Annotated in this window: 10 protein-coding genes; 2 read left to right on the top strand and 8 right to left on the bottom strand. The window is 38.4% G+C overall.

All coding sequences use genetic code 11. From position 1 onward, the window contains the following. Positions 1-59 precede the first annotated feature (59 nt). From G5B32_RS08690 to G5B32_RS08655, 8 genes are all read right to left on the bottom strand, one after another. Complete coding sequence (locus G5B32_RS08690; protein ID WP_165291153.1) at positions 60-2,297, bottom strand: S9 family peptidase; 2,238 nt, start codon at positions 2,295-2,297, stop codon at positions 60-62. Next, positions 2,290-3,702 (bottom strand): APC family permease, encoded by a 1,413-nt coding sequence (locus G5B32_RS08685; protein WP_165291152.1) that lies wholly within the window; start codon positions 3,700-3,702, stop codon positions 2,290-2,292. The genes G5B32_RS08690 and G5B32_RS08685 overlap by 8 nt, the downstream gene beginning before the upstream one ends. 4 nt (positions 3,703-3,706) lie before the next feature. Then, complete coding sequence (locus G5B32_RS08680; RefSeq protein WP_165291151.1) at positions 3,707-5,458, bottom strand: DUF885 family protein; 1,752 nt, start codon at positions 5,456-5,458, stop codon at positions 3,707-3,709. Between the two features lie 22 nt (positions 5,459-5,480). Then, entirely contained in the window at positions 5,481-6,734 is a 1,254-nt protein-coding gene (locus G5B32_RS08675) for an NAD(P)/FAD-dependent oxidoreductase (RefSeq protein WP_165291150.1), read from the bottom strand. Positions 6,735-6,755: 21 nt separating this feature from the next. After that, positions 6,756-7,754 carry a 4-hydroxyproline epimerase gene (locus G5B32_RS08670; RefSeq protein ID WP_165291149.1) on the bottom strand — a complete coding sequence of 333 codons (999 nt, stop codon included), beginning with the start codon at positions 7,752-7,754 and terminating at the stop codon, positions 6,756-6,758. Between the two features lie 3 nt (positions 7,755-7,757). Continuing rightward, on the bottom strand, positions 7,758-9,209 hold the full coding sequence (locus G5B32_RS08665) for an aldehyde dehydrogenase (NADP(+)) (RefSeq protein ID WP_206366850.1): 1,452 nt from the start codon (positions 9,207-9,209) through the stop codon (positions 7,758-7,760). Continuing rightward, entirely contained in the window at positions 9,196-10,119 is a 924-nt protein-coding gene (locus tag G5B32_RS08660) for a dihydrodipicolinate synthase family protein (RefSeq protein WP_165291148.1), read from the bottom strand. The genes G5B32_RS08665 and G5B32_RS08660 overlap by 14 nt, the downstream gene beginning before the upstream one ends. Positions 10,120-10,226: 107 nt before the next feature. Beyond that, positions 10,227-11,090: an AraC family transcriptional regulator gene (locus G5B32_RS08655; RefSeq protein WP_165291147.1), complete on the bottom strand. Its 864-nt coding sequence runs from the start codon at positions 11,088-11,090 to the stop codon at positions 10,227-10,229. 234 nt (positions 11,091-11,324) lie between these two features. Between G5B32_RS08655 and G5B32_RS08650 the strand changes: the two genes are divergently transcribed. Further along, on the top strand, positions 11,325-14,039 hold the full coding sequence (locus G5B32_RS08650) for a DUF5695 domain-containing protein (protein WP_165291146.1): 2,715 nt from the start codon (positions 11,325-11,327) through the stop codon (positions 14,037-14,039). A gap of 3 nt (positions 14,040-14,042) precedes the next feature. After that, positions 14,043-15,440: an aminopeptidase P family protein gene (locus tag G5B32_RS08645; RefSeq protein WP_165291145.1), complete on the top strand. Its 1,398-nt coding sequence runs from the start codon at positions 14,043-14,045 to the stop codon at positions 15,438-15,440. Positions 15,441-15,586 lie beyond the last annotated feature (146 nt).

Raw genomic sequence — 15,586 nt, 5'->3', positions numbered from 1 at the left:
CAATCGATTCAAAAACAAGAAAAGATTCCACCAGGGAATCTTTTCATTGTAAATCTATTTTAATATACATTCCAAGCTGGAGGATCCACACCGATAAGATGTTTCACGAAGAAATCACGACGCTTTCTTTCGCCATAATCTCCACCCGAAGAATGTCCCATTCCTGGAACAAGAATCAGTTCATGATCTTTATTTGCTTTGATTAGTGCATTAGTTAATTGATAAGTCGAAGAAGGGTCTACATTGTCGTCCACCTCTCCTACGATCAACATCAATTTACCTTGCAATCGATAAGTATTTTCTACATTTGAACATTCAGCATATTCTGGTCCAACCGGCCAGCCCATCCACTGTTCGTTCCACCAAATTTTGTCCATTCTATTGTCGTGGCAGCCACAAGACGACACCGCAACCTTATAGAATTCTGGATGAAATAATACGCCTCCTGTTGAACTTTGTCCCCCAGCAGAGGTACCATAGATCCCTACACGATCAATATCCATGTAAGGATACTTTTGTGCAGCGGCTTTAATCCACTTTATACGATCAGGGAAACCTGCATCTTTCAGATTTTTCCATGCTACGTTATGGAATTCTTTCGAACGATTGGAGGTTCCCATGCCATCAATTTGAACCACGATAAATCCTAATTCTGCAAGTTCCTGCATACCACTTGGATTTGCATTGAATGTTTTCGGAACAAAAGAACTGTGTGGACCAGCGTAAATATATTCGATGACAGGATATTTTTTATTAGGATCAAAATTCGTTGGACGAACAATAATTCCCCAAATATCATATTTGTTATCTCTGCTTTTTGAGGTAAAAACCTCAGCAGCTTTCCATCCTGACTCAAACAGTTTGGATTCATCTCCTTTTTCCAATTCCATCACAATTTTTCCTGAATGATCACGTAAAACTGTTACAGGTGCCTTATTGATTAAAGAATATTGATCGACAAAATACGAGTAATCTTCATTGAAATATGCCGTATGATTCGCCTCTTCTTTTGTCAGTTCCTTCAAATTTTTACCATCGAAATCAATTTTATAATAGTGAATTAGATAGGGATCTTGATTCTTAATTCTGCCACTACCTTCAAAGATGATCTGACGATTTTTTTCATCTACATGCACTACCTTACGTACCACCCAATCTCCTTTTGTGATCTGATTAAGCACTTGCCCCGTTTCTCCATCGATGCGATAGAGATGATTCCAGCCATCTCTTTCGGAGGCCCAAATGATTTCTTTACCATCATTTACATCATATCTATATTTTTTGCCACTATAGTCGATGAAAGTGTTGCTTACCTCATTGATGATGTATTTAGTTTGGCCATTTTCCGCATCCAATTTTACTAGAGCATATTGCTGATGACCACGTTTGTTAAATTCAAATACTATACTTTTACTATCCTCACACCAAGACAACGCGCCAATTGAAAATTGGTTATCTATTAATTGCTTGTCCGCCACAAAAACCTTGTTTGTCTCTATATTGCAAATTGCAGGATAATATTGCGGCAGAGCGTCGCCTGGTTTAGCGTAATGGCGTGTTTGCAATTTTGGTTGCAATTGATCAGTAGGTGAAGATTCCAATAAAGTCAATATACGCACATCCTGTTTTGTTGTTCTCACTCCAACTATTTTTTTGCTATCAGGAGACCAGAGGATATGTGCAGAATAATATTCGCCAGGGCTTCCGTCAAAAGTTAATTGTTTTTCGGATTTAGGATCGTCTACCAAAGCATAATAAAGATTATGGTTTTTGATATAAGCCGTTTTCTTTTTGTCGGGGGAAGTTACAGGTCTTCCTTGAGTGTCATCACGACGCTGACCCCAATAACCTCCAGATCTTTGATTTTCTTCTACGTCACGTACTTTCTTCAAGGAGGAAGAACTTCTATTCCACTGCCACAATGCGTTATTATAAGCAAATTCAACGGTGTCCTTCCCTAACAACTTAATCGAATAGCCATTCAAAGAATTAATATCCACTTTTTGTCCAGAAGCTTTTTCTAATTGATCAGCTAAAGCTTTATTATCAAATAGCTGTTCCTTCTTACGGGCGTTGGCATCCACCCAAACAAACTCTTTGCCTTCGGAGGTTCGCTGCTCGTAGAGAAAAGCATCCCCTTTTTTATTCCATTTGATATTTGTAGGGATATAATAAAGTGCATCGGATAAAGCTGCTCGAAATTTTTTAGAACGCTGATAATCTTCCAGAGTTCCTTGTGCAAATACGGTAATTACGTTTGCAATAAATACAATTACAGGTACTATTTTCCTAATCATTTTTATTTGATTTTATAAGGTAATAAATGGGTATGCCTAATAGCGTAATCACAGCTCCCAATATAGAATAGGTCGGTTTGAATAATAAGAGTGACACAATAAATGCCACGCCCAAAATGATGTATAAAACGGGTAAAACAGGATAACCAAACGCTTTGTAAGGACGTTCCAGATCCGGTCTTTTTCTTCTAAGACGAATGACTCCATAAATAGCCAACACATAAAATACCACCACGACACAGGTAATCATATCAAGTAGGTCCCCATATTTCCCACTCATACACCACAATGCTGACACTAACCCTTGTATCCATAAAGCATATCCTGGCACAGAAAATTTATTCAAGCCTTTAGCTTTCTTAAAGAATAAACCATCTTCTGCCATTGAATAATAAACCCTCGCTCCAGCCATGATAAGTCCATTGTTACAACCGAACGTGCTTATCATAATCATCACAGCAAGAATAGTAATCCCAACAGGGCCAAAAATTTCTTGAGCAACACTCATCGCTACACGATCTTTCGGTGCATTGACCATGGTATTCAAGTCCAACACCGAAGTATACATCAAATTGGTTAGTAAATAAATGATCGTAACGATGATAGTACCTAAAGCCAGACTTAATCCGATATTTCGTTGGGGATTTTTGATTTCTCCAGCCACAGAAGAAGATGCATGCCAGGAATCACTACTAAATAAAGCGCCTACCATTGCGGCTGAAATCGCACCGAACGCAGCAAAAGTGCTGTAGTTTTCAAAAGTTCCATCGACATTCAGCTTTCTTAACGTCCACGTATCTGTTGAAAACCAGTTTAGATTCCATACCTCATGTTTGAAGGCTAAAAAACCAAATAAAACCAACAAAGACAAACTCAACAGTTTGAATAAAGTCACACTAGTCTGCACCCATTTCCCTGCATTCACCCCACGTGAATTAATAAATGTCAGCACAAGAATTACAACTATGGACAAGCATTGTGCTGAAGATATTTTGAAGCTCCCTAAGTTCAACAAGATGACGTCTTCGTCCAAAACTGGAAATAAATAAGCCGTAAATTTTGCAAAAGCAACACCCACCGCAGCAATTGTTGCAGTTTGGATCACGGCAAAAAAGGTCCAGCCAAACACGAAGCTGACCAAAGGATTGTAAGCCTCACGCAGATAAACATACTGTCCTCCTGCTTTGGGAAACATGGCACTTAATTCACCGTAAGTGATTGCAGCTATTAAAGTCATGATACCACTCAGGGTCCATACTATCATCATCCAGCCTGCAGAACCCGTATTGCGAACAATATCAGCTGTCACAATAAAAATCCCTGAACCTATCATACTGCCGACCACAAGCATGGTCGCATCTAATAAACTCAAGGACTTTTGAAAGATTGGTTTGTCTGTTGCCATCTTATTATTTTTTGAATTGGTAAAATTTCCAAGATGTTTGATGGTCTGGCGATAAGTTTTGATCGGTCAATATCGCTCGCAACATTTCCATAGGCATATAATTTTCTTTAATCACCCGATCATGAAATTGTTTATAAGTCATCTTACCCGAATCTACCACTTCTTTCTTAATACTCATCATCTGCAAACCGCCAACTAGATACGCTAATTGATAAAGCGGACCGTACGAGCCTTCGAAAGAACGCTTTACTTCACCATGGGCATTTGCACGCTCAAATCCAACCCTGTCCACCAAGTAATCTATACATTGCTGTGGCGTCCAATCACCTAAATGAAACTTGATACTAAATTTTATACGCGCACAACGGTGCATGCGCCAGAATAACATACCTATTCGTTCTTCTGGTGTATGAGCAAAACCTTTTTCGTACATCAATAATTCCCAATACAAAGTCCATCCTTCTGTCCAGAATGGCGTATTGAAAGCTCTTTCTCGATAAGGCTTGTATCTTCTGTTCATGAAATATTGCAAATGATGACCCGGATTGAGTTCATGTTGAACTGTTCCACGCGAAAAATAAGGATTGTTTCCGCGCATACTCATCAACTTTTGCTCCTGCGTCATGGTATTTGTCGGATAGGAAATACTGATTTCTCGTCCCCCAGTAAAGAAAGGATTTACTAACTGACGCTCTGCCGTCATCATGATCATTCCCCAAGTTTCGTCCGCTAAGGATGGAATATCCATCAAATCATGTTTGCGAATAAATTCTTGTGCATCGTTATATAATTTCAGAATGAGTTCAGGTTGTCTTCCTTCAGGAACATACGTATTTTTAACTTTTTCCTGAGCAGCTTTCCAATCTTTACCAAATCCCATTTCTTGAGAAGCTTTTAACAACTCTGCTTCACACCAAGCGAATTCTTGATCCGCCAATCTCAATAAATCATCTGTCGTATAAGCAATCATTTCATCTTGGAGTTGCTTATTGAAAGCTTCCTTGCCTATAGGTGCTCCACCAATATTACTTCCATCATTGAAAACCTTCCAATCACTTTTTTCCGCGATCAATTTACTATACGCAGTCAATTCTTCCGACAATTGTTTGTATGGAGTTGGTACCCACCAGGTAAACATCGGATCGTATTCATTGTAAAAATCAAAGGCACTGGTCAAGCGCAAATTTAAAGACGTTATCACTTCTTTCAAAAATTCCACATCTTTATAAGGAATAGTAGGTACGCTTTTAACCTTTTCAGCAGCTTCTTTTACTTGCTTTATAGCTGTCTGAAAACTTTTAGCTACTTCTTCCCCATTTATTGTCGTCCCTCTTCTTCTTAATTTTTCGAAATCATAAATAATTTGATCGAAAGGCACATAAATTTTTAATCGTTCATATGTTTTCAATTGCTCCTGCAAACCCTCCATATCAAACTTCACTTTCCTATTTAGGAGAATATAATCCACCTGACCGTTTGTATTTAGCTGCGCATAAGGAAAATCCTTTAGCTTTTGTAGATATTCCTTATCCAGCGTAATAAGACGTTGAATTTGTTCAGGAGACTCTGCTGCAGCTTGATTCCCCCAACCCTTAGGCATAGGACCATAAAAATAATTGATAGCTTGCTGATCGTGACCATATTGAATCACGAGTGGTTCTATGGGGGTGGTATGTTGATATAAGTCTTGAGCCATCACAACATTATTTGTAAAAAAAAGGGTAAGAATAAAAGTGGTTATTTTGGTAGATTTCATAATGCAGGTTGTATTTGTTGAGTTATTCAAACCTATCAGGACTGAAAACCGATATATCCGTTTCAAATTTCCGATTTGAAAGTATTTGACTAATCGCTTTACCCATTGCTGGTCCCAAACTAAGTCCCATCATACCTGCACCTGCAGCAATAGCAATATTTTCGTATTTACTTACTCTTCCCAAATAAGGCAAGCCGTCTGGTGTACAGGGTCTATATCCATACCAAATGTCTTGTTTTGGATAATCAACAGAGAGATTTTTCAAGTATTTGGGAATAGAATTAACAATTCCTTCTACACGGTTTTGATATATTTTGTTGTTCGGCGAGCCTAGTTCCATGGTACCGCCAAATCTTATTTTTCCATCCATTGGGGTAACTGCTACTTTAGCTTCTAGAAGCAGAGCCGCATGATTCAATTTTACATCACTTGGTGGGTTATAAAGAAAAGAATACCCTTTTCCTGGCATTAATGGTAATTTCAATCCTAATTTATTGGTCAATTCCATTAAAAATGCTCCGGGCGCAATGACAAATTCATCACCTGCGAAATTACCTTTATCCGTTACCAGCTCTTTTATTTTTTTGCCCGTAATATTATATCCTTTTACCGTAGTTTGCTCCTGAAAAATTGCTCCTTTTGATTTCAAATACGCAATAAGCTGTTTCATCAGCTTCATAGGATTCAACTTTCCATCGCATTTGTACAATATTCCGCCCAATATGTCGAATTGTACATCTGATTCCAAAGCTTGAATTTCAGCCGCGGATTTGATTTCTACATCCAATCCCAAATCTTGTGCACGCTTGGCTAGTTCTATCTCTTCGTGCTCCAAAGCCTTGGTTTTGTACAGCATCATGATGCCATTTTGTTCCAATTCAAAATCAAAATTCGACTCTTGACTTAATCTATCATAAAGTTTGCTGCTATATACATTCAAATCCCGCAATGGTTCCACATGGTTATCTACATGATTTTTGTTAGCATATTTCATAAATTTCAGCCCCCAATCCATCAGATTCCAACTTAAGGAAGGACGAACATAAAAAGGACTTTTCTTATCAAACATCCAACGTATTCCTTGCGAAATCATGCCAGGTGAAGCCATCGGTGTGAAATGGCTAGGTACGATCATTCCGGCATTTCCATACGAACAGTTATTATCTAAGGAATTTTGCTCAATGATCTGAACATTCCATCCATCATTGATTAAATAATAAGCAGCGGACAATCCTGCTATTCCGGCTCCAACTATGATTACCGTACCTTTATTCATTCTAAAAAACTCTAATTGCTGTTAAATAACTTGAAAACCTTCTTTGTAAGGATCCTGATCGTCTATAAAAATGGTATTGTACCCCGTGATTCTCGCCCATCCTTCTACCGACGGAATAATTGCCGGTTGTCCATTAACTTCAGTTACGGCTTCTACTTTTCCTGTAAATTGAGAACCGATATAACTCTCGTGAATAAATTCTTGGCCCTCTTTCAATTTGCCCTTAGCAAACCACTGCGCTATACGTGCCGAAGTGCCAGTGCCACATGGTGAACGATCCAAAGCATTTTCGCCCACTAGGACAGCATTACGTCCAGATGAATTACTTTTAGTTGGTTTTCCTGTCCACTGGATATGACTTAAACCGTGAATATTTGGATCTTCTGGATGAATAAATTCATATTTCTCATTCAATAAACGACGAATGATCTTGCCATAATGAATGAGTTGAGCCGCTGTAAAATCTGAAATATCCCCAAAATTAGGTTGCGGGTCAATAATACCATAAAAGTTTCCTCCATATGCTACGTCTACATAAATATCCCCCAAATCAGGACATTCTACATGCAAAGCTTCTTTATAAAGGAAAGATTTAACATTCGTTAGCTTTACAGAAGTTACTTTTTCACCTTCTTGTTTATAATCCACCAACACCAATCCCGCTGGTGTTTCAAGGCGTAATTTACCTGGCACTTTAGGTTTTACTAATCCTTCTTCAATAGCGATGGTGACAGTTCCAATAGTTCCGTGACCACACATTGGAAGACAACCACTGGTCTCAATATATAATACACCAACGTCATTTTGTTCATCTATGGGTGGATATAAAATACTCCCACTCATCATATCATGGCCGCGCGGTTCGAACATCAAACCTAAGCGTATCCAGTCGTATTCTTGCATAAAATGGAGCCTACGCTCCATCATACTATTACCTTTAAGAAATGGCCCTCCTCCCGCAACTAATCGTACAGGACAACCACATGTGTGTGAATCGATACAAAAAAAAGTTTTCTTCATAAATTAGGGTAAAATGCGCTTGTTATTTTCGATTCTTTCGATTTGTGTAGAGTTAGCATTTTGAAGTTCCACGGGCAACAAATCATCTGGCCAGTTTTGGAAACTAATAGGACGTAAAAAACGCTTCATGGCATCAGGTCCTACGGAAGTAAAACGACTATCCGTACTTGATGGGAATATACCACCATGCTGCATAGCATACACAACCTCTACTCCTGTTGGCATTCCATTGAATAGCAAACGTCCACATTTGTCTTTTACTACTTCGATCAATGATGAATTGGCTTGCACATCATCCTTTGTTGCAGCAAATGTAATGGTCAATTGACCACCCAATGTCGCTATTGTTTCTTCCATTTGATTAATGGAATCACATTCTACGATGATGCCACAAGGTCCAAAGACCTCTTCTTGCAGCTGTTTATTAGCGACAAAATCCTCTGCAGAAACTGTATACACGATAGCAGAAGGAAATTCGCTGTCCGCTGATGATTGTCCAACAACTGTGGCTTCCTTTGTTGCATTTAACAACTGAATCGCTGCATCATAGGATTTGCGAATGCCTGCATGCAACATATGGTTTACGGAAACAGCAGCTAATTCTTCTTTAAGAAATTGTTTCAAATGCTCCGAATCTTCATTCTTCACCAAAAAAAGAAGACCTGGATTGGTACAAAATTGACCACAACCCAGTGTTAAGGATGCAATATATTCTTTTGCAAAATTTTCTTTGTTTGCTATTACATATGCTGGTAAGGCAATAACTGGATTTAAACTGCCCATCTCTGCAAAAACAGGAATAGGTTCAGGTCTGTTTGCTCCTATTTTAAATAAAGCCATTCCACCTTGATACGATCCTGTGAAGGCTACAGCTTTCACATTAGGATGTGCCACCAAAGTCTGACCTACTTCATGAGAACTACCTGATATATAACCAAAGACAGAGTTAGGCGCACCAAAAGCTTGAAGTGCATCGTATATGGCTTTAGCCATGATACGTGAGGTGCGAGGATGTGCCGAATGCTCTTTGTAAATTACCGAACAACCTGCTCCTATCGCACTTGCGGTATCACCGCCTGCTGTAGAAAACGCAAACGGAAAGTTAGACGCCCCAAATACTACAACTGGACCTAAACCTACATTATATTTTCGAATATCGTTCTTGCCCTCCCCATTATCAATACGCGCATCTAATAACACACCCGACGCTGTCACATCAGCATACAAACGCCATTGGTGAATGGTTCTAGCTTTCTCACCGTTAAGTCGTGCCTGCGGCAAATTAGTTTCCTCTTGCGCTGTAAGAATAAGTTCTTCGCCTAATGCTTCAATATGCGAAGCAATGGTATACATTAATTCTGCTCGATCATGACGCGATAATTTTTGTAGATATTTGTGACCATCTACAGCATTTGCGACTAAAGTATCCAGCTCAGTTATGTTAGATTGTAGCATAATTATAATCCGTTAATTGCGGTCTTTGCGCTATAGCGTCTTCTATAAGTTTTTCAATTCTTTCTTTTTCTTCACCCACTAAAGGCAAACGCGGAGCACGTGTAAATGGTGTGCAGATACCTTCATATGTAGCTGCCAATTTGATATATTGAATTAATTTAGGATGAATATCCAACTCTAATAATGGCATAAACCAACGGTATAATTCTACTGCTTTTTCGTATTCACCTGCTTTAGCTAAGTTATAAAGCGCCATAGTTTCTTTAGGATAAGCATCTACTAATCCGGCTACTAAACCATCAGCACCTAACATTAATGATTCCAAACAGATTGTATCTACGCCGCCTAAAATCTTCAAACGATCACCAAATCTGTTTTTCAATCGAGTAATGTTGGCTAAATCGCGTGTGGATTCTTTTACGGCCTGAATCGTTGGTTCTTCCAACAATTCTTCCATCATATCTAGATTAATGTAAGTAGCATAATCAATAGGATTGTTGTACACCAAAATCGGTAAGGAAGAACTTTGCGCAATAGCTTTGAAAAAGGCTACTACTTCACGATCATCAGCTCTGTAACGCATTGGAGGCAATACCATTAATCCATCTGCACCTAATTTTTCTGCTTTTTGTGCAAATTCTACCGCATCTTTAGTGGTATTCTCTGTCAAATTAAGAATAACAGGAATCCTGCCATTTACGATTTCCAAAGCTTTTTCTAACAGCAAAAACTTCTCCTCTTGAGATAGAGCACTTGCTTCACCTAAAGATCCAGCAAGAATAATCCCATGCACCCCCGCTTCGATTTGCGCTTCGGTGTTCTTTGCAAACATCGCAAAGTCTATATTATACTGTTCGTCAAAAGGTGTTAAAACTGCGGGATAAATTCCTTCCCAATTTAAATTTGCCATATCTAATTTTAAATTAATAACTTACTCTCAAAAGTATTTATTAACGAAAGCAAACCCTAACCACCTATTGACAAATAGCAACCATTAATTAACTTGTTTATATATGCTTATTGATTAATGGAACTTTGGTAACGCAATACGTATTCTTTAGGGGATAAACCTGTGATAGATCTAAACACTCTATTGAAATTGGTTATGCTATTAAAGCCGCTGTTATAGGCAATCATCGAAATACAATCGTAGCGCTCATTTACCAATAATCTACACGCTTCGCTCACACGTAGTTCATTGAGGTAGCAAACAAATGTCTTACCCGTGCATTTTTTAAAATAGCGACAAAAAGCTTGAGGGGTTAAATTAGCCTTTTCAGCAATGTCATTTAGGTTTAGGTCCTTGCGGAAGTTATTTTTGATGTACGTACATAGACTTACAATACGTATCGAAGCCACATCATTTATTTCCTTGATAATCGCACCAGACAGAGGAGATACATCTTTAGAAATGGTATTCAGCAGTTTCAATAGATAAATAAAATTGATTAGTCTATCCGCCCCATCAGAGTTTTGCAGGACCTCAATCTTATTGCAAACATCTTCAAGAAAATGTTTGGGCACACGAAATCCATTGCTGTAATTCGTCAGAAAATTTTGAAGACTTTTTAATTCGGGCAGGTTAAAAATATACTCCAACGAGCCTTTCAAATTGAAAAATACGGACACCGTACGGACATGTAAAGGCAGTTTATCTCCTTTGAATACATGCGGTTGATTGGCACCTATTAGAAAGACTTCACCACACTCAAACTCATGCATATTATTATCCACAATAAGCTTTCCACTCCCCTCGGCTACCCACACCAACTGATATTCGGGATGCTTATGAAAGTGCGGATAAAATGAATCCAATATCTCCTCGCGAACGAAAATAGTCCGATCATTCGGGATGTTTAAATTATAATGCAACGCTTTCATGGTTTATTAATTAGGTTAGACGTTTGCTTAAATTTAAATATTCTAAACTCAAATACACAACAAAAAAATGTAACAGGCTAAAAATAAAGTAGAATGAGATAATATTCAGTAATTGAAATGCGCTTTTTACAGACATCTTTGTAACAGAGAAAGATTCTTCTACATCTTACTGAACTCTCTTAACTAAGAACACCAATTTACTTTAAGATATTTAATTCATCAACAACTAAGCATATGAAAAGAACATCTATACTATACCTCGCTTTTTCCTTTTTTGCTTTGGTCAATCCGAAAATGGGATTTACACAAAATCCCTTTTGGGAAGAAGTCAAAAAACAGCCTGCAACACTAGGAATCGATAAAGGATCAAAAGATTTTAAGCTTACGAACTTCAATCTATCTATACTTAATTCTTCTCAAACTGTGGCAAGTCTGAAGTTAAAAACGGACAGCAAATTTGATTATACACCCGATGAGCTGTTGAATAAACGGGACAGAGATAAGTTCTTCCATTTGGGTGATTTAAACATCAGTATCAAGCCAGTTGGAAGCTCGGATTGGAAGAATTATTCCTCATCTACCAAAAGAGTAGATGTAAAGCCCATCATCGATAAAAAGTCTCTTGTGGCGGCCAATATTTCTGCAGCCTTAGGCGATATTCCACTACAAGTGAATCGTTATTGGCAAAATATCAATGGCGATTTGGTGTTGAAATTCGAAATAAAAAATACGACAAAATCCAAATATGAGATTGGAGCTTTAGGAATTCCTATGATCTTCAACAATAATTTGGATTGGAAAAATCTCGATACGGCGCACATGGACAATGTGTTTTTTGATCCGTACATCGGGAAAGATGCTGGTTATCTACAAGTCAACAGATTACATGGCAATGGGCCAAGTTTATTGGTATTGCCTTATGAAAATGCGGGGTTTGAGGCTTATAACCCTTTGAATTCGGACCCTACCCCACGAAGTATTACGTTTGAAGGTTTTCACGAATGGGTAATCCACAGCAAAGCTTATGCGGAGACCGAGTGGAAAGGTGTAGAACAGTGGAATACGCCCACATCAACCATTTTAAAGCCGGGACAAAGTAAATCCTTTGCGGTACGTTTTGTGCTTGCTCCTAGTATCAAACAGATTGAAAATGAATTAATCCGCCAACAAAGACCCGTAGCCGTTGGTGTCTCGGGATATGTATTGCCGATCAACAATACCGCCAAATTATTTGTGAAATCCACAAAAGCGATCAAAAAAATACAGTCTTATCCAGCAGACGCAATAGAACTACGCAAAGAACAAAATACTGCTAATAAATGGGCTAATTATACGGTAAAAGGTAAAAAGTGGGGACGCGCTCGAGTAGATATTACTTATGAAGATGGTAGCTTGCAAACCGTTCATTACAAAGTAATCAAAGCGGAAAAAGATGTGGTCAAAGATTTAGGTCATTTCTTGACTACGGTACAATGGTATGAGAATCCAAATGATTTATTTGGAAGATCACCTTCCGTTATATCTTACGATTACGAAACTAAATCGCATATCACACAGGAAAAACGCGCCTGGTACGCAGGTTTAAGTGACGAAGCCGGTGCCGCGAGTTGGTTAGCCGCGATTATGAAGCAATTGCTACAACCGCAGCCTGAAGAAATCAACAAACTTAAACGTTTTGCCAATGAAACAATGTACGGTAGAATACAACATAAAGAGGGCAAAAATAAATATGGCGTAGTAAAAAGTTTATTCTACTATGAGCCTGATTCTATGCCTGCAGGAACGTACAGTGCAGATATCAATTATAAAACTTGGTCTGCATGGCCTAAAAAAGAAGCTGATAATATCGGACGTTCGTATAATTATCCGCATGTTGCTGCCGCACATTGGGTATTATATAAACTGAGCAGAAATTATACGAATCTAGTAACCGAAGAAGGTTGGTCCAATTATTTAAGACGCGCGTACCATACAGCCATTGCTATGGTTGAAAAAGCCCCTTATTATGCCCAATTCGGACAGATGGAAGGAAGTGTATTTTTATTTATTCTCCAGGATTTGAAAAAAGAGGGATTAACCACTGAAGCTAATCATTTGGAATCCACTATGCGCAAAAGAGCGGAGCATTGGCGTACCTTAAATTACCCTTTCGGAAGCGAAATGCCTTGGGATTCTACAGGTCAGGAGGAAGTCTATATGTGGTCCAAATATTTTGGATTTAATGACAAAGCTTTGGTAACCTTAAATGCCATTTTAGCCTACATGCCTACAGTGCCACATTGGGGATATAATGGAAGTGCACGACGCTATTGGGATTTTGTGTATGGAGGCAAGTTATCCCGTATCGAGCGCCAGTTGCATCATTATGGCTCGGCATTAAATTCCATTCCTGTTCTGCATGAATACAGAAATAATCCGAACGATTTTTATTTATTACGTGTAGGTCATGCTGGAATGATGGGCGCATTAGCTAATGTTACTGAGGATGGTTTTGGCCCAGCTGCTTTCCACTCCTATCCTTCTACCTTAGCCAATGATGGCATTTCTGGAGATTATGGTAGTGGATTTTACGGCTATGCGGTGAATTCAGGCACTTATATTGTCAAACACCCTGAATTTGGATGGTTAGCATTTTCCGGAAACTTAACCCAGCAACAGCATAACATATCAGTGGAAGTGACCACCTCTTCACAAGCCAGAGTATTCTTAGCCGAAGAAAATCTGTGGGTGACGACTGAGGTTGGTGAGATCAACAAATTCATTTATGATGAGAAAACCAAAGATGTTACTTTAACATTTAACAGTACGGTAAACAATATAGAAATCGACAACATAATTTTATCTTTGAACCAAGAAAGTGGCTATAAAGTGGAAAGTTATAGTAAAAATTCCAGTGGCAGATATCTTATTCCTAAAGGAACTTCGTCGATTAAACTAAAAAAGATTTAAATTATGTTTTCAGCTGAAACTTATATACAACGCAGACAACAATTAATACAAAATATCAATACCAAAGGGATTCTTTTGTTCTTAACGAACAAGGAGAATCCTATTAATTTTGAGCACAACTGCTATCCCTTCAGACAGGACAGCACTTTTCTATATTATTTTGGAATAAAAGCTGCTGGTATATGTGGAGCAATTGATTTAGATGCCAATGAAACGATTATATTCGGTGATGAAGCGAGTATAGATGATATTGTGTGGACCGGTAGATTAGAGTCTTTGCACGAAAAAGCTACTAAGTCGGGTGTACAGAAAATTCTTCCAAGCAAAGAAATTCATACTTACTTTCAGAAAGCTATTGCGCAAAATCGCACCATTCATTATCTACCGCCTTACCAGGCATATAATAAGATTCTACTTTCCGAATTAACGCAACAACCGATTAACAATCTTCAACCCTCGGTATCTTTTATAAAAGCTGTTGTACAGCAACGCGCTATCAAAGAAGAACAAGAAATTCAAGAGATTGAAAAAGCGTTGACTACGACTGTCGAGATGCATAAGTTAGCAATGCGTATTACCCAAGCAGGTATGAAAGAATATGAAATCATCAATGCAATGCGTCATTATGCAGAAGATCAAGGATGCACATTTGCTTATCCTCCAATTGTGACTAAGCATGGTGAAATACTACACAACTTGCATAGTCATCATGTTGTTTCATTGGGTGACATGATTCTCAATGATTCCGGATGCGAAACAGAAAAGGGTTATGCCGCGGATTTGACTCGTTCCTATCCGGTAGCAGGTACGTTTTCAAATGCTCAACGCGATATTTATAACATCGTACATCAAGCCATTAATTCTGCTAGTAGTATACTTTCTCCTCAAATAAAATTCCGCGATGTACATCTTCGTTCGGTAACTACTTTAATGGAAGGTTTAAAAGATTTGGGTCTTGTCAAAGGGAATATAGAAGATGCTGTACAAGCTAACGCTTTTACCCTGTTTTTTCAATGTGGAACGGGGCATATGATGGGATTGGATGTCCATGATATGGAAGACTTAGGAGAACAATATGTTGGCTACACTACAGAAGAACCAAAGGATACCCAAACATTCGGATGGAAATCTTTGCGCTTGGCGAAGAAACTAGAAGTAGGTAATGTGCTGACTGTAGAACCTGGAATTTACTTTATTCCTACGCTAATAGATATGTGGGCATCTGAGCGAAAACTATCCGAATTTATTAATTACGATAAGTTAGAAGCATATAAAAATTTTGGAGGTATTCGCCTCGAAGATAATTATTTGATAATAGCAGATGGTTACCGTGTATTGGGTCCTCCTCTTGTACAATCTATTGAAGAGATTGAAAACTATCGCTCGTCTCATCTTTCATAATTCATAAAAAAATCCCTCTAGAATATTTCTAGAGGGATAAAATTTATAAAACGGAGCGTAAAACCCACAGGTCTTTAGCCTGTGGGATGTAAGCGACTCACCCTGATTGAGAATATACTCACGAATAGTATCAGGAGATGCTTCAT

The organism is Sphingobacterium sp. SGL-16 (genome assembly GCF_011043515.1).
Taxonomy (GTDB): Bacteria; Bacteroidota; Bacteroidia; order Sphingobacteriales; family Sphingobacteriaceae; genus Sphingobacterium; species Sphingobacterium litopenaei.
Note: the sequence above shows the minus strand (reverse complement) of the source record. Positions and strands in the feature narration are given on the sequence as shown.